Source organism: Streptomyces sp. NPDC058751, assembly GCF_042746485.1.
GTDB lineage: Bacteria > Actinomycetota > Actinomycetes > Streptomycetales > Streptomycetaceae > Streptomyces.
Genome location: NZ_JBHYPZ010000001.1, coordinates 426393 through 446635, shown reverse-complemented (window position 1 = coordinate 446635; position 20243 = coordinate 426393). Strand labels below are relative to the sequence as shown.

At 71.1% G+C, this 20243-nt stretch carries 18 protein-coding genes; 15 read left to right on the top strand and 3 right to left on the bottom strand.

Annotated elements, in window-relative coordinates; all coding sequences use genetic code 11:
- Window positions 1-13 precede the first annotated feature (13 nt).
- The 4 genes from ACFW6B_RS01935 (at window position 14) to ACFW6B_RS01920 (ending at window position 2880) form a co-directional block, all read left to right on the top strand.
- Window positions 14-589, top strand: a complete 576-nt coding sequence (locus ACFW6B_RS01935; protein WP_386591323.1) for a hypothetical protein — start codon at window positions 14-16, stop codon at window positions 587-589.
- The gene (locus ACFW6B_RS01930; RefSeq protein ID WP_386591322.1) at window positions 582-884 is read left to right on the top strand and encodes a hypothetical protein; all 303 of its coding nucleotides are present in this window, start codon (window positions 582-584) and stop codon (window positions 882-884) included. Before ACFW6B_RS01935 ends, ACFW6B_RS01930 begins: the two co-directional genes overlap by 8 nt.
- Window positions 881-2272: a hypothetical protein gene (locus tag ACFW6B_RS01925; protein WP_386591321.1), complete on the top strand. Its 1392-nt coding sequence runs from the start codon at window positions 881-883 to the stop codon at window positions 2270-2272. Before ACFW6B_RS01930 ends, ACFW6B_RS01925 begins: the two co-directional genes overlap by 4 nt.
- 131 nt (window positions 2273-2403) lie before the next feature.
- Complete coding sequence (locus ACFW6B_RS01920) at window positions 2404-2880, top strand: hypothetical protein (protein ID WP_386591320.1); 477 nt, start codon at window positions 2404-2406, stop codon at window positions 2878-2880.
- On the opposite strand, the gene ACFW6B_RS01915 is transcribed toward ACFW6B_RS01920, so the two are convergent.
- Window positions 2863-3411, bottom strand: coding sequence for a hypothetical protein (locus ACFW6B_RS01915; protein ID WP_386591319.1), 549 nt, complete (start codon window positions 3409-3411; stop codon window positions 2863-2865). The genes ACFW6B_RS01920 and ACFW6B_RS01915 overlap by 18 nt on opposite strands.
- Before the next feature lie 278 nt (window positions 3412-3689).
- Between ACFW6B_RS01915 and ACFW6B_RS01910 the strand changes: the two genes are divergently transcribed.
- Window positions 3690-5069 (top strand): nitrate/nitrite transporter, encoded by a 1380-nt coding sequence (locus ACFW6B_RS01910; protein WP_386591318.1) that lies wholly within the window; start codon window positions 3690-3692, stop codon window positions 5067-5069.
- A gap of 122 nt (window positions 5070-5191) precedes the next feature.
- Window positions 5192-6343 (top strand): uroporphyrinogen-III synthase, encoded by a 1152-nt coding sequence (locus tag ACFW6B_RS01905; protein WP_386591317.1) that lies wholly within the window; start codon window positions 5192-5194, stop codon window positions 6341-6343.
- Here the strand turns inward: ACFW6B_RS01905 and ACFW6B_RS01900 are convergent.
- Window positions 6292-6846, bottom strand: a complete 555-nt coding sequence (locus tag ACFW6B_RS01900; protein ID WP_386591316.1) for a DUF1772 domain-containing protein — start codon at window positions 6844-6846, stop codon at window positions 6292-6294. The two genes, ACFW6B_RS01905 and ACFW6B_RS01900, sit on opposite strands and share 52 nt — an antisense overlap.
- 208 nt (window positions 6847-7054) lie before the next feature.
- Here ACFW6B_RS01900 and ACFW6B_RS01895 point away from each other — a divergent pair, with 208 nt between their 5' ends.
- From ACFW6B_RS01895 to ACFW6B_RS01870, 6 genes are all read left to right on the top strand, one after another.
- The gene (locus ACFW6B_RS01895) at window positions 7055-7639 is read left to right on the top strand and encodes a CGNR zinc finger domain-containing protein (RefSeq protein WP_386591315.1); all 585 of its coding nucleotides are present in this window, start codon (window positions 7055-7057) and stop codon (window positions 7637-7639) included.
- Between the two features lie 225 nt (window positions 7640-7864).
- Window positions 7865-8395 carry a sigma-70 family RNA polymerase sigma factor gene (locus ACFW6B_RS01890; RefSeq protein WP_037619265.1) on the top strand — a complete coding sequence of 177 codons (531 nt, stop codon included), beginning with the start codon at window positions 7865-7867 and terminating at the stop codon, window positions 8393-8395.
- 38 nt (window positions 8396-8433) lie between these two features.
- Entirely contained in the window at window positions 8434-9219 is a 786-nt protein-coding gene (locus tag ACFW6B_RS01885) for an anti-sigma factor family protein (protein WP_386591314.1), read from the top strand.
- Window positions 9220-9304: 85 nt separating this feature from the next.
- A complete protein-coding gene (locus ACFW6B_RS01880) occupies window positions 9305-11695 on the top strand; it encodes a HelD family protein (RefSeq protein WP_386591313.1) in 2391 nt (796 codons plus the stop codon).
- 494 nt (window positions 11696-12189) lie between these two features.
- Window positions 12190-13626: an NAD-dependent malic enzyme gene (locus tag ACFW6B_RS01875; RefSeq protein ID WP_386591312.1), complete on the top strand. Its 1437-nt coding sequence runs from the start codon at window positions 12190-12192 to the stop codon at window positions 13624-13626.
- 373 nt (window positions 13627-13999) lie between these two features.
- The gene (locus ACFW6B_RS01870; protein ID WP_037619258.1) at window positions 14000-14281 is read left to right on the top strand and encodes an HU family DNA-binding protein; all 282 of its coding nucleotides are present in this window, start codon (window positions 14000-14002) and stop codon (window positions 14279-14281) included.
- A 160-nt stretch (window positions 14282-14441) separates the two neighbouring features.
- On the opposite strand, the gene murA is transcribed toward ACFW6B_RS01870, so the two are convergent.
- The gene (gene murA / locus ACFW6B_RS01865) at window positions 14442-15782 is read right to left on the bottom strand and encodes a UDP-N-acetylglucosamine 1-carboxyvinyltransferase (protein WP_103554930.1); all 1341 of its coding nucleotides are present in this window, start codon (window positions 15780-15782) and stop codon (window positions 14442-14444) included.
- Between the two features lie 278 nt (window positions 15783-16060).
- On the opposite strand from murA, the gene ACFW6B_RS01860 reads away from it, so the two are divergent.
- The 3 genes from ACFW6B_RS01860 (at window position 16061) to ACFW6B_RS01850 (ending at window position 20140) form a co-directional block, all read left to right on the top strand.
- The gene (locus tag ACFW6B_RS01860; protein ID WP_386591311.1) at window positions 16061-16633 is read left to right on the top strand and encodes a YqgE/AlgH family protein; all 573 of its coding nucleotides are present in this window, start codon (window positions 16061-16063) and stop codon (window positions 16631-16633) included.
- Between the two features lie 85 nt (window positions 16634-16718).
- Window positions 16719-17015, top strand: a complete 297-nt coding sequence (locus ACFW6B_RS01855) for a DUF3039 domain-containing protein (RefSeq protein ID WP_103554931.1) — start codon at window positions 16719-16721, stop codon at window positions 17013-17015.
- Window positions 17016-18487: 1472 nt separating this feature from the next.
- The gene (locus ACFW6B_RS01850; protein ID WP_386591310.1) at window positions 18488-20140 is read left to right on the top strand and encodes a beta-N-acetylhexosaminidase; all 1653 of its coding nucleotides are present in this window, start codon (window positions 18488-18490) and stop codon (window positions 20138-20140) included.
- Window positions 20141-20243 lie beyond the last annotated feature (103 nt).

Sequence of the window (20243 nt, the reverse complement as noted above, 5' to 3'; positions counted from 1 at the left end):
CACCGTGTTCGGCTTGATCACGCCCGAGGACTGGTACCGCATCCCGCTCCGGTCGCGGGAGCAGCGCGAGGCATCCGTGGGCGCACTGATCCGGCGCCGGTTCGCAGGTGTCGACGACCAGCCCGTTCTGCGTCGACAGGCCGAGGAACAGCTGAAGGGCGCTGCTCTCGCGGGTTTCGACCAGGGCGGCGTGGTGCTTTACCTGTCTTTCCTGGAGGCGGCCGGTATCCCGTTGTCCGCCTCCCTTCTTGTTTCCCGTGTTCACCGACGGTTCGACAGCCTTGATGCCATTGCCGCACTTGCCGGACAGGGGGAAGTGGCGCCTGTGACCCTGCCGGCGGTAGGAAGGGCCGCTCGGCGCCGTCGTACCGAACGAACGCGCGAGTCGCGGAAATTGGGATCGGAATTCGACGACACGATCGTCGAGTATTTTGTTCCCGCGCCTCGGAACGACGAGACCTTGATGCTCACGTTCAGCACTCCGATGGAGCCGATCGCGGACGCGATGGTCGAGCTGTTCGACGCGATCGCGGGCACGTTGCGCTGGCGGACACGGACCACCGGTGGGGAAGAGGGCCCGCATGAGTGAACGTCTCAGAGTCTCCACCGACGACTTGCGCGTGGTCGGAACCGGACTGAGAACGGTGGCGACGGAGTTCGAGGGGCTCGACAGGCTCATGGAGTCCTACGACCGGCGGGCAGTCGGGCACAGGCTGCTGCACGAGAGGCTCCAGGACTTCTCCGACGACTGGGACGACAACCGCGAGAAGATGATCAAGGACATCGAGGCGCTCGGAACCGTCGCCAAGGAAGCGTCCAAGGCGTACGTCGAACTCGACAACGCGCTCTACGGCGCTCTGGTCGGAAGGAAGCCGAAGACGTGAGCCGTCCGGCCGATCACCGCTGGGAGGTGCTGGACGAGAGCGGTGACCCCGTTCCCGGAGATGTGCACGATCTCAAGGCGCTGGCACGGCGGTTCACGGCTACGGCCAAGACGATCTCCGACACCGCGGCCGCGCTGCGTCGGGTCGGAGACCAGAAGAGCTGGGATTCGAAGGCGGGACGGGAGTTCGCCGACAAGGCGGACGAGACCGCCAGGACGGTGAGCAGGGCACACGGCCGTTACGAAGAGGCCGGGGCTGCGCTCAAGGAGTACTGCACCGATCTCGAGACGATCCAGAAGGAGGCGGACAGCCTCCTCGGGAAGGCCGAGACGCAGGCCGCGGACCTGGCGGCCGCGAGGTCCCGGGCGGACAGCCCGCCCGAAGGAGCGGACGACGACAGTCAGGGCGAGCTCGACAAGAAGGTGACCGACCTGCGGGACGGTCTGGACGGGCTGCGCGGCAAGTTGGCGGCTTTGAAGTCTCGTCACAAGAGCGCGGGCGACACCGCAGCGAGACGCATCCACGACGTGGCGGAGGGCGACGGTCTCAACGACAGCTGGCTGGACGACCTGCGTGACTCGCTGGACTTGATCAGCAAAGTCGCCGGGGCCGTCGCTGCCGTGTGCGGAGTGATATCGCTCCTGGTCGGATGGATCCCCGTCATCGGACAGGCGATCGCCGGTGTCCTCGGCACGATCGCGCTCCTCATGACGGTCCTGTCGCTCATCTGCCATGCGCTCCTCCTGATCAACGGCGACGGATCGTGGCAGGACGTGGCTCTGGACGTTCTGGGGCTGGCGACATTCGGCATCGGGCGGGTCTTCTCGTCGGGAGCGAAGCTCGCGGCCACGGTCGGACGCAGCAAGGTCTGGACAGCCGCGACGCAGTACGTGCGCGGCTGGAATCCGGGGCTCGGTTCGGCGGCACGCCGGACCCTCGTCCAGGAGATGGTGGGCGCGCGTGCCGGTGCCGTCTCCCGCCCGGCGCGACCGGACGTCAGCCTCGGGGCCGCCTTCAAGGGGCTGCCGGGTTCCCTGGCGGACGACCTCGGCACGATCCGGGGCAACTGGCGGGACCTCTTCAACGTGAGTGACAACGTCTCGGCGGTCCGGAACGCCTGGAACGTCGGTGGGGTCCGCGGGCTGGCCAGTATGTACGTCGGGCCAGGCATGGTGGACGAGCTCGGCCGTATGAGGAACGTCAGCTCGGCCGATCTCGACTTCATCGGAACTCCTGACGCGTTCAGGCAGGCGATGCGCTACAACACCTGGGCGCTTGCCGCCACCGGCACCGGAGCGAGTTCCGACTCGTACAGCTTCCAGGGCATCTTCGAGGGCGAACCGGAGATCGACGTCACGGGCCCCGACGCCTCTCTGGCCGGAAGGTGACTTCCATGGCGCTCGGTGCGGAGGCCCCTCGGCACGGCTGGAGTGAGTGCAGGATCGAACTTCCGGCTCCCGAAAGCTGGTTGGTCCTTGACCTTGCCGCAGACCGGCCGCGGCTCTGGGCCCGTACGGTCGTGGAGGACCACGCCGGCGCAGATGCCTCCGCGGACCGACGTGACGCCCTCGTCGAGGACGTGCTGTGGTACCGGGGTGCCGCGATTCGGCAGCGAGCGATCTGCGCGGCGCTGTTGGCTCCCGTGGGCGGCCCCGTTCTGGCGAGCTACACGGTGAGAGAAGTGCCGGTCTCCCCGGAGCTGATGAGCCTGGAATCCCTTCACCGCGAGGCCGGGCTGGCCGAAGGACCCTTCTTCGGGAGCCCGTCGGTCTCGGAGGTGGACCTCCCGGTGGGATCCGCGGTACGGGTCCATCGTATGGAGCCGACCGCGCCTGAATCCTCCGGCGGGGAAGTGATCGAAGGCGTCGCCCACTACGTCCTGCCCCGCCTGTACCCGGTGGTGCTGGAGGCCCGGTTGCTCTGGTCCTCCCTCGGCCTCGGTGATGAGCTGGCGACGGTGGCCGACGCCCTGGCCGAATCAATCAGGCTCGTGTGAGTCCGGCCTGACGCCTGGGCCGAGCCGCACACCTGTGACGGTGAGCCCGAACCTCTCCCACGGGATCAGGGCCAAGGGCATCCAGCTGAATCCGATGGCGAAGACACTCAGGAGTACGGTCAAGCCCTCCGGGAGGATCCTCCCCGATTGGGCCACGACCACCGAGACGGCCAGCAGATACACGTCGAAGGCGAGAAGGGCCAGAACCTTGGTGAAAGCCTCGGCCGGACGGAGCCGGGGCCTCTTCTCGGTCCCCTTCACGAGACCCGCGAGGATCAGGGGGACGAGCAGCCCGGTCAGGCCGCCCACGCCGATGCCGCCGATCACCAGGCTGCCGCGACCCTCCGCCGGTACGGCGTCCGAGAGGACGGAATCGTCCGCGAGGCCGGTCGCGAGGGAAACGCCCGCGAAGGCTCCGAGGGTCATGGTGGCCAGGACGCCGATGACTCCCGCGGCGAACGCGGCACCGTGAGCCTTCGAGCGCCGCGGGTTCCTCGCCTCAGGCCGTCCGGGCCCGGATCCAGCGGACATGAAGGCTCCCGTTCATCGAGGTGCGATCGACGATAGTGGGCGCCGCGGAGGGAGGTCCACGACGGCGACCGTGTCCGGTGAGGCCCGCGGCCTTGCCGCCCGCCCCTCCCGGAACCCGCCCCGGCCCCACCCCCCACCCCCGTCCTCACCGTCAGGTCCCCGGCCGGGTGAGAGCAACGTTCCCTTCAGGTCACTCACAGCCACAGGGCGGAAACGCGACCTCCCTACCTTCGGGAAACAGCAGGTCGGTAAGCCCGGAGAACCAATGGAGGCGTGAGATGACTGCCCCAGCCACGAGTACGGCCCCCGCGCGGGGCGGTCGCTGGATCGAGGAGTGGGATCCGGAGGACGAGGTCTTCTGGGCGGAGAAGGGTGAGAAGGTCGCCCGGCGCAATCTGTTCTTCTCCGTGCTGTCCGAGCACATCGGGTTCTCCGTCTGGACCATGTGGTCGGTGCTGGTCCTGTTCATGGGACCGGAGTACGGGCTCACCCCGGCCGACAAGTTCCTGCTCACCTCGATGGTGACGCTGGTCGGCGCGGTGGTGCGGGTGCCCTACACCTTCGCCGTCGCGATCTTCGGCGGCCGGAACTGGACCATCGTCTCCGCGGCGCTCCTGCTCGTGCCGACCGTCGCCGCGTTCGTGGTGATGGAGCCCGGCACCTCGTTCAACACGTTCCTCGTGGTGGGTCTGCTGGCCGGCGTCGGCGGCGGCAACTTCGCCTCCAGCATGACCAACATCAACGCCTTCTTCCCGCTGCGGAAGAAGGGGTGGGCGCTCGGCCTCAACGCCGGCGGCGGCAACATCGGCGTCCCCGTCATCCAGCTCGTGGCGCTCGCCGTCATCGGGGCGACCGGCGGGCCCCGGGTGCTCCTCGGTATCTACATCCCGCTCGTCGTCGTGGCCGCCGTCCTCGCCGGCCTCTTCATGGACAACCTCACCACCGTGAAGAACGACACCGGCGCGGCCCTGGACGCCGCGAAGGACGCGCACACCTGGATCATGGCGTTCCTCTACATCGGGACCTTCGGCTCGTTCATCGGCTACGCCTTCGCCTTCGGGCAGGTGCTCCAGGTCGAGTTCGGGCGCACGCCGCTCCAGGCCGCCTACCTCACCTTCATCGGCCCGCTGCTCGGCTCGCTGATCCGGCCCGTCGGCGGCTGGCTCGCCGACCGCTACGGCGGCGCCAGGATCACCCTGTGGAACTTCGTCGCCATGGCCGCCGCGACCGGGGTCCTGGTGTTCGCCAGCAGTGAGAAGTCGCTGTCCCTGTTCGTCTCGGTCTTCGTGGTGCTGTTCGTGCTCAGCGGCCTCGGCAACGGGTCGACGTACAAGATGATCCCCGGCATCTTCCAGCGCAAGGCCCTGGAGGCGGGGCTCGAAGGGGAGGAGGCGGCCCGCCACGGACGGCGCCTGTCCGGTGCCGCGATGGGACTCATCGGCGCGGTGGGCGCGCTCGGCGGCGTCGGCATCAACCTCGCCTTCCGGCAGTCGTTCCTGGAGTCCGGCTCCGGGACCGGCGCCTTCGTCACCTTCCTCGTCTTCTACGCGGCCGCCTTCGCGGTCACCTGGGCCGTATACCTTCGCCGCCCGGCCGCCGACACCGGGGCGAGCGCCACCGCAGAAGCGAAGCCCCAGCTCAGCTACGTCGAGGTGTGACGTAACACGCCCGACATCACCTTGATCCGAGCCTGTCACGCTCCATTGACAGGCTCGGATCAGCCACGACGTACGACAGCACAGACCCGTACGACGACTCGACGAGCGCGAGACGAGAACCCATGTACGACGAACAGCAGCGACCCGAGCACGGGCCTCTCTCCGGGTTCACCGTGGGGGTGACCGCCGCGCGGCGGGCCGACGAACTGATCGCACTGCTCCAGCGGCGCGGGGCCACCGTCGTGCACGCGCCGGCCCTGCGGATCGTGCCCCTCGCCGACGACGGTGAACTCCTCAACGCGACCAAGGAGTTGATCGACAACGCCCCGGACGTGGTGGTGGCCACCACCGCCATCGGATTCCGCGGCTGGGTCGAGGCCGCCGACGGCTGGGGCCTGGGCGAGGAACTGCTCGCGCGGCTGCGGAGCGTGGAACTGCTCGCCCGCGGGCCCAAGGTCAAGGGTGCGGTCCGGGCCCAGGGGCTGACGGAGGAGTGGTCGCCGTCCTCCGAGTCGATGGCCGAGGTGCTCGACCGGCTGCTGGAGGAGGGCGTGGACGGCCGCCGCATCGCCGTGCAGCTGCACGGGGAACCGCTGCCCGGTTTCGTCGAGTCGCTGCGGGCCGCCGGGGCCGAGGTCGTCCTCGTCCCCGTGTACCGGTGGATGCCGCCGGAGGACATCGGCCCCGTCGACCGGCTGCTCGACGCGGCCCTCACCCGCGGCCTGGACGCGCTCACCTTCACCAGCGCCCCCGCCGCGGCCTCCCTGCTGTCCAGGGCCGAGGAGCGGGGTGTGCACGAGGAGTTCCTCGCCGCGCTGCGCCACGACCTCCTGTCCGCCTGCGTCGGCCCGGTCACCGCCCTGCCGCTGCAGGCGCTCGGCATCGACACCGTCCAGCCCGAACGGTTCAGGCTCGGCCCCCTCGTACAGCTGCTCTGCAAGGAACTGCCCGGCCGGGCGCGGGCGTTGCCCGTCGCCGGGCACCAGGTGGAGATCCGGGGTCACGCGGTGCTGGTGGACGGAACGCTGCGGCCCGTCCCGCCGGCCGGGATGTCACTGCTGCGGGCCCTCGCGCGGCGGCCCGGCTGGGTGGTGGCACGTGCCGAACTGCTGCGCGCGCTGCCGGGATCCGGCCGCGACGAGCACGCCGTGGAGACCGCGATGGCCCGGCTGCGTACGGCACTCGGCGCGCCCAGGCTGATCCAGACGGTCGTCAAGCGGGGCTACCGCCTGGCGCTGGACCCGGCCGCGGACGCCAAGTACGCCGACGCCTGAGGCCGCCGGTGCCGCAGCAGGGCACCGGCGAGGCAGGCCAGCGCGAGCGTCGACAGCAGTGTCCGTACGACGTTCCAGGCCACCCAGGCGTCCTCGAACCGGTCGCGCACCGCGGCCGGGTCGGCGATCCGCGCGGGGGCGCCCGCGTCCGCGAGACCGTTGTTGAGCGGGACGTTGAAGACCGCGGTGACCGTGAACGCGAGCGCGTGCGCGGCGAGCGCGGCCAGCACCCACCACCGCTCCGGCCCGCCGCGCGACCACCGGGCGGCGACCGCGGTCAGCAACGGCGCGCCCAGGAAGCACAGGAGGAAGACGGGGTTCTGGATCACCTCGTCGATGTTCCGCATGACCTCGATGAAGACGCGGTCGTCGCTGCGTGCCAGCGCCGGCATCACGGCGCAGGCGAAGACGTAGAAGGTCCCGGCGATCAGGCCGGTGGCGACCGTGGCCGCGCCCAGTACCCAGGAGGCGGCGTCACGCCGCTTCGTGCTGTCGTCCGTCATGTCCCCCAGTCAACCGGCGGCCCGGAGCGGGTGACATGGCCGAGGGTCGCGGGCACATGCGCGGGCGTCCACGGCGCGCCCGGCCGCGCGTCGGACAGGCGTCCGGCAGGTGTCCGGTACGGGACCGGTGCCGAGTCTTCCGGCGGGGCGCCGGGGCGTGCACTGTAGGAGGGACAGCGGCGGGTGACCCCAAGGCGGTGACAGGCGCATGGCATCGGGCATGGCCACAGCCTCGTACGAGCTGCGGTTCGACTCCGGGCGGATCTGCCTGGACCTGACGGCGACCACCCACCCCGAGGAACGCCTCGACTCGGCCGCCCGGTTGGGCGCCTGGGTCGTCGCCTCGGGGCTGGTGCCCGTGGGCACCGCGCCGGCCGTGGACGCCTCCTGGCTGCTCGGCTTCCGGGAACTGCGCGGACATATCACCCAGTTGGTACGAGGGGAACTGGACGGACGGCCCGCGGACGGCGCGCTCGCCCGTGTCAACGCCGCCGCCCTCGCCGCTCCGCCCGCGCCCTGGGCCGTCCGCGCCGACGACGGATCGCTGTGCCGGAGGCTGCGCACCCCGCCGTACTGCGGTGAACTCCTGTCCGTGGTGGCCCGGGACGCACTGGACCTGCTCACCGATCCGAGCGCCCGTGCGAGTCTGAGAGAGTGTGCGGGTGACAACTGCCCGATCGTCTACCTCGACACCTCGCGCGGCCGGCGCCGCCGTTGGTGCTCCAGCGAGGTGTGCGGCAATCGGGAGAGGGTGGCCCGCCACCGACGACGGGCGGCCCTGTCACGCGCCTGATCACACCCGTCCGTGATGTTCCAGTGACGTGAGGTGATCGGTATCCATTCTTTTCGCTGTCTACACATCTTCACCAGAAAAAATCCTGAACACTTTGAACACCCGAGTACCAGCACACGTACCCGGTGTTGAGCGACCGACTGGGGGAACCCCCGGACACCGGAGGTAGGCGTGCGCAAGGATTCAGCCGTGGCTGATGAACACAGGCCAAGAGCCCGACATCGCATGTCTCAGCAGTCCTCGTCGACCGAACCCGACGAGGAGCTGATGCGTGCGCTGTACCGGGAACACGCGGGGCCCCTGCTGGCCTACGTGCTGCGACTGGTCGCCGGAGACCGGCAGCGTGCCGAGGACGTCGTGCAGGAAACCCTCATCCGTGCCTGGAAGAACGCCGGCCAGCTCAATCGAGCGACCGGTTCGGTACGCCCCTGGCTGGTGACGGTCGCCCGGCGCATCGTCATCGACGGCCACCGCAGCCGGCAGGCCCGGCCGCAGGAGGTCGACCCGTCGCCGCTGGAGGTCATCCCCGCGGAGGACGAGATCGACAAGGCGTTGTGGCTGATGACACTGTCGGACGCGCTGGACGACCTGACCCCTGCTCACAGGGAAGTACTGGTCGAAACTTACTTCAAAGGGCGTACCGTCAATGAGGCGGCCGAAACGCTCGGCATACCCAGCGGAACCGTGCGCTCACGGGTGTTCTACGCCCTGCGGTCGATGAAGCTGGCGCTTGAGGAACGGGGGGTGACGGCATGAACACGTACGGGGGTTACGGAACAGGTGGTCCGGGAGCCATGCAAGGTCCGCGAGGGCAGCAAGGATCCGGGGACAACGTTCACGAGACTGTCGGCGCCTACGCGCTCGGCATCCTCGACGACAGCGAGGCGACGGCCTTCGAGGAGCACCTCGCCTCCTGCGAGTGGTGCGCCCAGCAGCTCGACGAGCTCGCCGGCATGGAACCGATGCTCGCGGCACTCGCCGACCTGCCCGCCTCGCAGGGCAGCCCGGCCATCGCGGAGTCCCTCTCGGCCCGCCCGAGCCCGCGGCTCGCGGAGCGGCTGGTGGACGAGGTCTCGGCGCGCCGCGCCCAGAAGCGCCGGCGCGGCATGTACCTGGTGGCGGCCGCGGCCGCGCTGATCATCGGCGGCCCGCTGACCGTCCTGGCGGTCAACGGCGGCAGTGACAGCGGCGCGAACCCGCCGCAGGCGCACGAGACCAGCCCGGCCAAGGCCGCCTTCCAGGTCATGAACGACAAGGCGTCGGCCACGGACCCGAAGACCAAGGTCAACGCCGTCGTCGCGGTCGAGCCGAAGGACTGGGGCACCCACGCGGTCCTCCAGCTCAAGAACGTCAGCGGTCCCGAGAAGTGCTCCCTGATCGCCGTCGGCAAGAACGGCCAGCGCGAGACGGTCACGTCCTGGTCGGTCCCCGAGTGGGGTTACGGCACGCCCAACGCCAAGACCGAGGAGGCCAAGCAGCCCCTCTACGTCCACGGCGGCGCGGCCTTCGAGCCGAACGAGATCGACCACTTCGAGGTCATGACCTTCTCGGGGAAGCGCCTCGTCGAGGTGAAGGCGTGAGCGGACTCCGGGCACGCACGTAGCCCGGCGGGCCTCCCTTCGCGTACGGTTGACGGCTGCCCAGCACGTCAGAAGGGGGCGCCCGGTGGCCGCTCAGGCTCAGCAGGAAACCGCGCTCGGCTCGGTCCGCGCATCCGTAACGGACGAATCCGTCAAGGACGACTCCGTACGGGAGCGTGAGATCGCCGTCGAACAGGAACATCTGGACCGGGTCTACCGGCGCCTCGAAGAGAAGATCGACGAGGCCGAGTTCCTCATGCACGACGCCGCCCAGCGCGGTCACGTCGGCACACCGGGGGCGCTCGCGGAGCGGGACGCCCAGGTGTTCCGCGCGGGAATCCATCTGAACCGTCTCAACAACGAGTTCGAGGACTTCCTCTTCGGCCGGATCGACCTGCTCCGCGGCAAGGACGGCGTGAAGGGGCCCGACGGCGCCTACACCGCGGTGGAACCCGCCGAGGGCGCGGTGCGCGAGGACAACACCGCCGACATCGCGGAGACGCTCCACATCGGACGCATCGGCGTCCTGGACGCCGAGTACGCGCCGCTGGTGATCGACTGGCGGGCGCCGGCCGCGGCCCCGTTCTACCGCTCCACCCCGGTCGACCCCGGCCGGGTCGTCCGCCGCCGGGTCGTCCGCTCCAAGGGCCGCAGGGTCCTCGGGGTCGAGGACGACCTGATGCGTCCGCAGGTGAAGGCGTCCCTCGACGGCCGTGAACTGCCCGTCGTCGGCGACGGCGCGCTCATGGCCGCGCTCGGGCAGGCCCGCAGCCACACCATGCGGGACATCGTCGCCTCCATCCAGGCCGAACAGGACATGGTGATCCGCGCCCCCGCCGCGTCCGTGACCTACGTCGAGGGCGGCCCCGGCACCGGCAAGACGGCCGTCGCCCTGCACCGGGCCGCCTACCTCCTCTACCAGGACCGACGCCGGTACGCGGGCGGCATCCTGATCGTCTCCCCGACCCCGCTGCTCGTCGCCTACACCGAGGGCGTGCTGCCCTCGCTCGGCGAGGAGGGGCAGGTCGCGATCCGGGCGATCGGCTCCCTCGTCGACGGCGTGGCCGCCACGCTGTACGACTCCCCGGCCGTGGCCCGCGCCAAGGGCTCGTACCGGATGCTGAAGGTGCTGCGGAAGGCGGCGCGCGGGGCGCTGGAGACCCCGGCCGGCCCGGCGGGCGGCGGCGACGGCCAGCTCACCCTCGGCGAACCGGACCAGGCCCCCGCGGGCACTCCCACCCGGCTGCGGGTCGTCGCCTTCGGGCGCCGGCTGGAGCTGGAGTCCGCCGAGCTGGACCGGATCAAGCACAACGCGCTCGGCGGGACCGCGCCGGTCAACCTGCTGCGTCCGCGGGCCCGCAGGCTGCTGCTGGACGCGCTGTGGGCGAAGTCCGGGGCGGCGGGCCGGCACTCGGACCCGGAACTGGCCGCCGAACTGCGGTCCTCGTTCGACGAGGACGTCACCTCCGAGGACAGCTTCACGGCGTTCCTGGACGCCTGGTGGCCGGAGCTGACCCCGCGCGGGGTGCTGGCCGCGATGGCCGACGAGCGGCGCCTCGGGCGCTGGGCGCGCCGGATCCTCAACCCCGGCGAGGTCCGCCGGGTGGCCCGCTCGCTCAAGCGGGACGGGTTCTCCGTGCACGACGTGGCGATGCTCGACGAACTGGAGGCGATCGTCGGGACGCCCGCAAGGCCCCGCAAGCGCCGCGACCTGGACCCGCTGGACCAGCTCACCGGTCTGGAGGAGCTCATGCCGGTGCGCGAGGAGACCCAGCGCGAGCGCGCCGAGCGGCTGGCGCAGGAGCGGACCGAGTACGCGCACGTCATCGTCGACGAGGCGCAGGACCTCACGCCCATGCAGTGGCGGATGGTCGGCCGGCGCGGCCGCCACGCCACCTGGACGGTCGTGGGCGACCCGGCCCAGTCCTCGTGGTCCGACCCCGACGAGGCGGCCGAGGCCCGTGACGAGGCGCTCGGCACCCGCCCCCGGCGCCGCTTCACCCTCACCGTCAACTACCGCAACCCCGCGGAGATCGCCGAGCTGGCCTCCAAGGTCCTCGCGCTCGCCATGCCGGGCTCGCCGTCGCCGTCGGCCGTACGGTCCACGGGCGTCGAGCCCCGGTTCGCGGTCGTACGGGACTCCCTCGCGCAGACCGTGCGCGCCGAGGCCGCCCACCTCCTCGACCGGGTCGAGGGCACGGTCGGCGTGGTCGTCGCCATGAACCGGCGCGAGGAGGCCGCCCGCTGGCTCGCCGGGCTCGGGGACCGGGTGGTGGCCCTGGGGAGCCTGGAGGCCAAGGGCCTGGAGTACGACGCGACGGTGGTCGTGTCGCCCGCGGAGATCGCCGACGAGTCGCCCGCCGGACTGCGTGTCCTGTACGTGGCCCTGACCCGGGCCACCCAGCAGCTCACCATCGTCTCCAGCGACCGCGACGAGCCCGACGCGGACGGGGTCCCCGACCTCCTGCGGGACTGACGCCCTCCGCGTCGCCCGCCCGGCCCACGGGCGGGCGTCCCCCGTCCGGGCCCCTGCCGGGCCGCCGTCCGGCTCCCGTGCGCCCCGCGTCCCGTCCCGGCCGAAAAGATCTCCCGGGACGGGAATTGCTCCACGGGAATCCTTTGTTACCTTTGACGTGGCACCGGCCCGATCCAAGCCCCCGGGCCCAACCTTCGTCGCTACGAGCGACCACTTGCCGCGAGGCGAGCATGGCGGGTCGGTGTCATTGAACGTCGTCCTTCACCGAAGGACCCGAAGAGGCCCACGTCACCTGTGACGTGGGCCTCTTCCGTCGTCCGGACCCCCGCGGGGGGGCGGATCGCGCTCTCGTGGAGTGGAATCCGTTTTCCGGTGACGCGAACCCCCGGCGAACAAAACGTTCGCAATCCGGGGCGACTACCGCGTACTCAGGGGTAGGTGCGACGATCGGACGGCACAAAGCAGTGTCTCGGTGAAAGCAGAGGAAGTCGGCCATGGCAACGGCGCCCAGCGTCTCCTACTCGATGACGGTCCGGCTGGAGGTGCCCGCGAGCGGAACCGCGGTCTCCCAGCTCACGACGGCCGTGGAGTCCAGCGGAGGCTCGGTGACCGGCCTCGACGTGACCGCGTCCGGCCACGAGAAGCTCCGGATCGACGTCACCATCGCGGCGTCCTCCACCGCGCACGCCGACGAGATCGTCGAGCAGCTGAGGCACATCGAGGGCGTGACCCTCGGCAAGGTCTCCGACCGTACGTTCCTCATGCACCTCGGCGGCAAGATCGAGATGCAGTCCAAGCACCCGATCCGCAACCGTGACGACCTCTCCATGATCTACACCCCGGGCGTGGCCCGGGTGTGCATGGCGATCGCCGAGAACCCCGAGGACGCCCGCCGCCTCACCATCAAGCGCAATTCCGTTGCGGTCGTGACGGACGGCTCCGCGGTGCTGGGCCTCGGCAACATCGGCCCGAAGGCCGCGCTGCCCGTCATGGAGGGCAAGGCGGCCCTCTTCAAGCGCTTCGCCGGCATCGACGCCTGGCCGCTGTGCCTGGACACCCAGGACACCGACGCGATCGTCGAGATCGTCAAGGCGATCGCCCCCGGCTTCGCGGGCATCAACCTGGAGGACATCTCCGCGCCGCGCTGCTTCGAGATCGAGGCCCGGCTGCGCGAGGCCCTCGACATCCCCGTCTTCCACGACGACCAGCACGGCACCGCGATCGTCGTCCTCGCCGCCCTGACCAACGCACTTCGCGTCGCGGGCAAGGCGATCGGCGACATCCGGGTCGTCATGTCCGGCGCCGGAGCGGCCGGTACGGCCATCCTCAAGCTACTGATCGCCGCGGGCGTGAAGAACGCCGTCGTCGCCGACATCCACGGCGTCGTGCACGCGGACCGCACCGACCTCGTCGACGCCGCCGCGGACTCGCCGCTGCGCTGGATCGCCGACAACACCAACCTCGAAGGGCTGACGGGCACGTTGAAGGAGGCGGTGCAGGGCGCCGACGTGTTCATCGGTGTCTCCGCCCCGAACGTGATCGACGGCGCCGACGTGGCCTCGATGGCGAAGGACGCCATCGTGTTCGCGCTCGCGAACCCCGACCCCGAGGTCGACCCGGCGATCGCCCGCCAGACGGCGGCAGTTGTGGCCACCGGCCGCTCCGACTTCCCCAACCAGATCAACAACGTCCTGGTGTTCCCGGGCGTCTTCCGTGGCCTCCTGGACGCCCAGTCGCGTACCGTCAACACGGACATGATGCTGGCCGCCGCGGCCGCGCTCGCGAGCGTGGTGACCGAGGACGAGCTCAACCCGAACTACATCATCCCGAGCGTCTTCAACGACAAGGTCGCGGGCGCGGTCGCCGGAGCGGTGCGTGACGCGGCGAAGGCGGCGGGGGCGACGGCGGGCGCGGCCAACGCGAGCGTGTAGCACGGGCCGAGCCGGGCCGCACGCCCGTGCCGTACCGGCTGACGCCCCGTCTGTGACGGGCGCCACGACCGCCCGGAGCCCGGCGCGTCGCGGAACGCGGGGCCGGTGCCGCCTCTAGGGTGGCGGCCAGGTTCAGGCCTCGCAGGGGCCTCTTCGTGTGACCCCCAAGGGTGTTCGTGTGACTCCCAGGGGTGCCGGATTGGCTTTCCCGCCGCAGGTGGGGGCAGGATGCGTCTTTGGGCGCGACGGTCCGGCTACGGACCCGGGTCCAGGAGCCGACCGAGGACCCTGGCAGCATCGGCTTCACTGTGCCCGATATGCGGCTTCGCCGCGTGGCACGCCTCAACAGCAAGAAGAACACGGGAGTAACAACATGAACCGCAGTGAGCTGGTGGCCGCGCTGGCCGACCGCGCCGAGGTGACCCGCAAGGACGCCGACGCCGTTCTGGCCGCTTTCGCCGAGACCGTCGGCGAGATCGTCGCCAAGGGCGACGAGAAGGTGACCATTCCCGGCTTCCTGACCTTCGAGCGCACCCACCGTGCCGCTCGCACCGCCCGCAACCCGCAGACCGGCGACCCGATCCAGATCCCGGCCGGCTTCAGCGTGAAGGTCTCCGCGGGCAGCAAGCTCAAGGAAGCCGCCAAGGGCAACTAGTCCCGGCGCCGGTACGTTCCCCTCGGACGCGGGACGCGGGACGCGTACAAGGCCCAGCAACGCCAATGGGGCGGCCCTTTCAGGGGGCCGCCCCATCGGCGTACGCGGATCGGTGTACCCGGACGAGTCCGCAGAGGTACGCGGCGGGTCCGCGGAAGTGCTAGCCGAGCGCCTTGCCCGGCAGCTCGACCTTCGCGCCCAGCTCGACGAGCTTCTCCATGAAGTTCTCGTAGCCGCGGTTGATCAGGTCGATGCCGTGGACGCGGGACGTGCCCTGGGCCGCCAGCGCCGCGATCAGGTACGAGAACCCGCCGCGCAGGTCGGGGATGACCAGGTCGGCGCCCTGGAGCTTGGTCGGGCCCGAAACGACCGCGGAGTGCAGGAAGTTGCGCTGGCCGAAGCGGCAGTTCGAGCCGCCGAGGCACTCGCGGTAGAGCTGGATGTGCGCGCCCATCTGGTTCAGCGCGGACGTGAAGCCCAGCCGGGACTCGTACACCGTCTCGTGGATGATCGACAGGCCGGTGGCCTGCGTCAGGGCCACGACCAGCGGCTGCTGCCAGTCCGTCTGGAAGCCGGGGTGGACGTCCGTCTCCAGCGCGATGGACTTGAGCTGCGAGCCCGGGTGCCAGAAGCGGATGCCCTCGTCGTCGATCTCGAAGGCGCCGCCCACCTTGCGGTAGGTGTTCAGGAACGTCATCATCGACCGCTGCTGGGCGCCGCGGACGTAGATGTTGCCCTCGGTCGCCAGCGCCGCGGAAGCCCAGGAGGCGGCCTCCAGGCGGTCCGGGAGCGCCGCGTGGGTGTAGCCGCCGAGCGAGTCCACACCGGTGATGCGGATCGTCCGGTCGGTGTCCATCGCGATGATGGCGCCCATCTTCTGCAGGACGCAGATCAGGTCCTCGATCTCCGGCTCCACGGCCGCGTTCGAGAGCTCCGTGACGCCCTCCGCGAGGACGGCGGTCAGCAGCACCTGCTCGGTCGCGCCCACGGACGGGTACGGCAGCTGGATCTTGGTGCCGCGCAGCCGCTGCGGGGCCTCCAGGTACTGGCCGTCCTCCCGCTTCTCGATCTTCGCGCCGAACTGCCGCAGCACCTCGAAGTGGAAGTCGATCGGCCGGCCGCCGATGTCGCAGCCGCCGAGGCCCGGGATGAACGCGTGGCCGAGACGGTGCAGCAGCGGGCCGCAGAAGAGGATCGGGATGCGCGACGAGCCCGCGTGGGCGTCGATGTCGGCGACGTTCGCGCTCTCGACGTGCGAGGGATCCATGATCAGCTCACCGGGCTCGTCACCCGGGCGTACGGTCACACCGTGCAACTGCAGCAGCCCGCGTACGACACGTACGTCGCGGATGTCGGGGACGTTGCGCAGTCGGCTCGGCCCGCTCCCCAGCAGGGCGGCGACCATGGCCTTCGGTACGAGGTTCTTCGCACCGCGGACACGGATCTCGCCCTCAAGCGGGGTTCCGCCGTGGACAAGCAGGACATCGTCGTTGACGGTCATGTATCTCGCGTTCCGATGAGTTGGGCTGGTGTGGGTCGGCAGGCCGGTCGTACGGGAGCCGAACAGCAAGGGTAATGGCCGCCCACCCCGGCGCAGTAAGCCCGAGCAGGACTCAGCTGGGTCATAGCTTGGCCACAACACGAGCCGTTCCGTACCGGGCACGCGGGGTCACCGCCGGGGGTGTGCGCGGGCAACGCTTCGTTGCGCCCTGAGCTGCATTCACTCCCGTACGCGTATTGGCTCCCCACATGAAGGGAATGTGCGGGATCATGTCTGGCATGACCGAGGTGTCCTCGCTCACAGGGCGGCTGCTCGTGGCCACGCCCGCCCTGGCGGACCCGAACTTCGACCGCGCGGTGGTGCTGCTCCTCGACCACGACGAGGAGGGCTCCCTCGGTGTCGTCCTCAACCGCCCGACCCCGGTGGGCGTCGGCGACATCCTGGAGAACTGGGCCGGGCTGGCCGGGGAGCCGGGCGTCGTCTTCCAGGGCGGTCCCGTCTCGCTGGACTCCGCGCTGGGGGTGGCGGTCATCCCGGGCGGCGCGGCGGGGGAGCGGGCGCCGCTCGGCTGGCGGCGGGTGCACGGCGCGATCGGGCTGGTGGACCTGGAGGCCCCGCCCGAGCTCCTCGCCTCCGCCCTCGGCTCCCTGCGCATCTTCGCGGGGTACGCGGGCTGGGGGCCGGGCCAGCTGGAGAACGAACTGGCCGACGGCGCCTGGTACGTCGTCGAGTCCGAGCCCGGTGACGTCTCCTCCCCGTCGCCGGAACGCCTGTGGCGCGAGGTCCTGCGCCGCCAGCGCAGCGAGCTGGCGATGGTCGCGACGTACCCGGACGACCCCTCCCTGAACTGACCGGCGCACCGGCCCCGGGGCTTCCGCCGGAGGCGCGCGGACCTTCCCTCAACTGATGGGCGCGAGCCCCAGTACCCTTGGCTTCATGAGCACTCTTGAGCCTGAGACCCAGCCCCAGCGAGGCACGGGGACGGGGACCCTCGTGGAGCCGACGCCGCAGGTGTCGCACGGCGACGGGGACCACGAGCGCTTCGCCCATTACGTCCAGAAGGACAAGATCATGGCGAGCGCGCTGGACGGCACGCCCGTGGTGGCGCTGTGCGGCAAGGTGTGGGTGCCGGGCCGCGATCCGAAGAAGTACCCCGTGTGTCCCATGTGCAAGGAGATCTTCGAGTCCATGGGCGCCGGCGGCGACCAGGGCAAGGGCGGCGACAAGAAGTAGCCCCGGGACTCCGGTCCCGGCGCGGTGCCGCGCGCACGGACCACGGCCGCGACGCCCCCGGCGAGGGGCGCCGCGGCCGTGTCGTGTCCGGAGACGTGCCGTGCCCGGGGCGGGGCGGGGCCGGGAGTCGGGGGGTCCGTTCGGGGCCGGGAGCCGGGCCGGGGCGGTGCCCGCGGCCGGATTCGGGGCGGTGTCGTCCTCGGGGCCGGGCCGCCTGGGGTGCCGGGCCGTTTTTCGCGGTGCCCCGCGATCACAGAGTGGTGTAGACCTCTTGTGGACAGGTCCCCGCAGTCCTTAGCCTCCGCAGTGTTGTGCCATGCGAAACCGTCATTGCGCGTACCGCAACACGCTCCGCTGGAGGACGCCCTTGAAGTCCAGTGCCCCCCGACCGCCATGGTCCGGGCGGTGACCACCGCGCCACAGGCCGGGGCCCGGCGTCCTGGAGCCGTCCGCCTGCCGGAGGTCCGGCGCCTTTCGGTCGCACGCCTGGCGGGGGCCTGGCGCCCTTCGGCTGTCGTCCGCCCGTCGGGGGTCCGGCGCCCTTCGGTCGTCCGCCTGCCGGGAGCCTGGCGCCCTTCGGTCGTCCGCCCGTCAAGGGCCCGGCGCCTTCGGGCCGTCCGCCCGTCGGGGACCCCGCGTCCACCGGCCGTCCGTCCGCCCGGGGTCCGTGGCGCCCCCGCCCCGGCGGCCGGGGCCTTTCCGCGGGCCTTCCCGGAGCGTCCCGGGGCGGCGGGAATTCGTCCACCGGTCCTTCGGACGCGTTCTCGCGTCCGACCGCTCCGCGGCCGTCCCCGCGTTCGCCGGATTTCCCCCGACGGCACCGGCGAGGCGATTCCGCTTCCGATTCCGGGCCGCCCCGCCGGTCGTGTTCCCGGCCGCCCGGAAGATCCCCGGGAAGGCCCCGACGGACATCTCCCGTGCTTCCCGCGGGACTTCGGCGGGGCGAAGTCGACGGCTTCGAGGCCCCTCCCGCGCGCGGCCTTCTCACGGCCCTTCGAGGCCCGGACGCCGTGCCCTTTCGGCGAGGCCGCCGCGGAGGCGCGGAAGGCGGCGGTGAACCCGGGGGAGCGCGCCGCACGCGATTTCCCCGGCCGGTCCCTTTCCCGCCCGTCTTCCCCCGGCGCGCGGCCGCCGGGAGGTTTTCCCGCGCCGGCCCGCCGGGAAGGGTTCCGCTTTTCCCGGGCCCTTCTCCCCGCTTCTCCCCGGCGTCCTCGGGCGCGGTCCGCGCGAAGGTCCTCGCCCCTCGGGAGCGGGCCCGGGAGCCCGACCGGACGGTATGGCGACCGTCTTCGCGGTGAGGGCCATTCACGGCCATTCACGTGCCGGTCCTCCCCGTGTGATCTTCCGGGTGCCGATCTCCCGCACGCCGATTTCCCGCGTGCCGATCTTTCACGTGCCGGTCTTCTTCGTACACGAACCCCGGCGACTCGTCTCCGCCCCCGCGGCGGCAAAGGACCGAAGGACGGATGGACATGATGGACACGGGCCTGATTCCCGCCCCCCTCGTCGTCGAAGGCGCCGCCCACGGGCGCTTCACGCTGGACGCGGACACCGTCCTGTGGGCCGCGCCGGGCACGGACGCCACGGGGCGCTGGCTGTGCTCGACGCTCGGCGCCGCCCTCGGACTGCCCCTGCGGCCCGGGCCGCCGGACACCCCGCGGGCGCTGCGCCTGCTCCTCGACGACACCCTGGGGCCGGAGGCGTACCGGCTCGAGGTCGGCGACGACGGCGTCGAGGTCCGCGGCGGCGACGCGGCCGGGGTCTTCTGGGGCGCCCAGACCCTGCGTCAGCTGCTCGGCCCCGAGGCTTTCCGCCGCGCTCCCGTGCGTCCGCGGGCGGCGTACGAAATCGCGCACGGCGTCATCGAGGACGCGCCCCGATTCCGCTGGCGCGGTCTGATGCTCGACGTCTCACGCCACTTCATGCCCAAGGAAGGCGTCCTGCGCTATCTCGATCTGCTGGCCGCGCACAAACTCAACGTCTTCCACTTCCACCTCACCGACGATCAAGGGTGGCGTGTCCAGATCAATCGCTACCCGAAGCTGACGGAGACCGGTTCCTGGCGGGCGCGCACCAAATTCGGCCACCGGGCCTCGACGCTGTGGGAGGAGAAGCCGCACGGGGGCTTCTACACCCAGGACGACATCCGGGAGATCGTCGCGTACGCGGCCGAGCGGCATATCGCCGTCGTCCCCGAAATCGACATCCCCGGACACTCGCAGGCGGCCATCGCCGCGTATCCGGAACTGGGCAACACCGACGTCATCGACACGGCCTCCCTGACGGTCTGGGACGACTGGGGCGTCTCCAAAAACGTACTCGCCCCCACCGACAACACCCTGCGCTTCTACGAGGGGGTCTTCGAGGAACTCCTCGACCTGTTCCCGGCGGACCCCGGCCGCTTCCCGGAGTTCTCCCGCTTCTTCCACATCGGGGGCGACGAGTGCGCCAAGGACCAGTGGCGGGAGTCGGCGACCGCGCAGGCGCGCATCGGGGAACTCGGGCTCGACGGCGAGGACGCGCTGCAGGCCTGGTTCATCCGGCACTTCGACACCTGGCTGTCCGCGCGCGGACGCCGCCTGATCGGCTGGGACGAGATCCTGGAGGGCGGTCTCGCCCCCGGCGCCGCGGTGTCCTCGTGGCGCGGCTACCGGGGCGGTGTCACGGCCGCGCGCGCGGGCCACGACGTCGTCATGTGCCCCGAGCAGCACGTGTACCTGGACTACCGGCAGGCCGCGGGCCAGGACGAGCCCGTGCCGATCGCCTACGTGCGCACCCTGGAGGACGTCTACCGCTTCGAGCCGGTTCCGCCGCAGCTCACCGAGGCGGAGGCGCGGCACGTGCTGGGCACCCAGGCCAACCTGTGGACCGAGGTGGCGGAGGACCAGGCGCGCGTGGACTACCAGGCGTTCCCGAGGCTCGCCGCCTTCGCCGAGGTCGCCTGGAGCCGTCTGCCGGCCCCCGGGGAACGGGACTTCGCCGGCTTCGAACGGCGGATGAACGCCCACTACGGGCGGCTCGACGCCCTCGGAGTGGCCTACCGCGCGCCCTCGGGTCCGCGGCCCTGGCAGCGGCGCCCCGGCGTGCTCGGACGCCCGCTCGAGGGAGCGCCCCCGAACGTGTGAGACCGCTCACGGTCGCCCGGTGCCGCCCCCGGTGCCCCGGAGCCGTTGCACCGCAAGGAAAAAAGGCCCCCAAGGGGCACCGAAGAGCGATAATCGGCTCTCA

Coding starts and splice junctions, on each gene's coding strand:
- ACFW6B_RS01860 (WP_386591311.1), top strand. CDS start 16,061: ATGACCGAGGTGTCCTCGCTCACAGGGCGGCTGCTCGTGGCCACGCCC.
- ACFW6B_RS01915 (WP_386591319.1), bottom strand. CDS start 3,411: ATGTCCGCTGGATCCGGGCCCGGACGGCCTGAGGCGAGGAACCCGCGG.
- ACFW6B_RS01910 (WP_386591318.1), top strand. CDS start 3,690: ATGACTGCCCCAGCCACGAGTACGGCCCCCGCGCGGGGCGGTCGCTGG.
- ACFW6B_RS01875 (WP_386591312.1), top strand. CDS start 12,190: ATGGCAACGGCGCCCAGCGTCTCCTACTCGATGACGGTCCGGCTGGAG.
- ACFW6B_RS01850 (WP_386591310.1), top strand. CDS start 18,488: ATGATGGACACGGGCCTGATTCCCGCCCCCCTCGTCGTCGAAGGCGCC.
- ACFW6B_RS01890 (WP_037619265.1), top strand. CDS start 7,865: ATGTCTCAGCAGTCCTCGTCGACCGAACCCGACGAGGAGCTGATGCGT.
- ACFW6B_RS01930 (WP_386591322.1), top strand. CDS start 582: ATGAGTGAACGTCTCAGAGTCTCCACCGACGACTTGCGCGTGGTCGGA.
- murA (WP_103554930.1), bottom strand. CDS start 15,782: ATGACCGTCAACGACGATGTCCTGCTTGTCCACGGCGGAACCCCGCTT.
- ACFW6B_RS01870 (WP_037619258.1), top strand. CDS start 14,000: ATGAACCGCAGTGAGCTGGTGGCCGCGCTGGCCGACCGCGCCGAGGTG.
- ACFW6B_RS01900 (WP_386591316.1), bottom strand. CDS start 6,846: ATGACGGACGACAGCACGAAGCGGCGTGACGCCGCCTCCTGGGTACTG.
- ACFW6B_RS01885 (WP_386591314.1), top strand. CDS start 8,434: ATGCAAGGTCCGCGAGGGCAGCAAGGATCCGGGGACAACGTTCACGAG.
- ACFW6B_RS01895 (WP_386591315.1), top strand. CDS start 7,055: ATGGCATCGGGCATGGCCACAGCCTCGTACGAGCTGCGGTTCGACTCC.
- ACFW6B_RS01905 (WP_386591317.1), top strand. CDS start 5,192: ATGTACGACGAACAGCAGCGACCCGAGCACGGGCCTCTCTCCGGGTTC.
- ACFW6B_RS01855 (WP_103554931.1), top strand. CDS start 16,719: ATGAGCACTCTTGAGCCTGAGACCCAGCCCCAGCGAGGCACGGGGACG.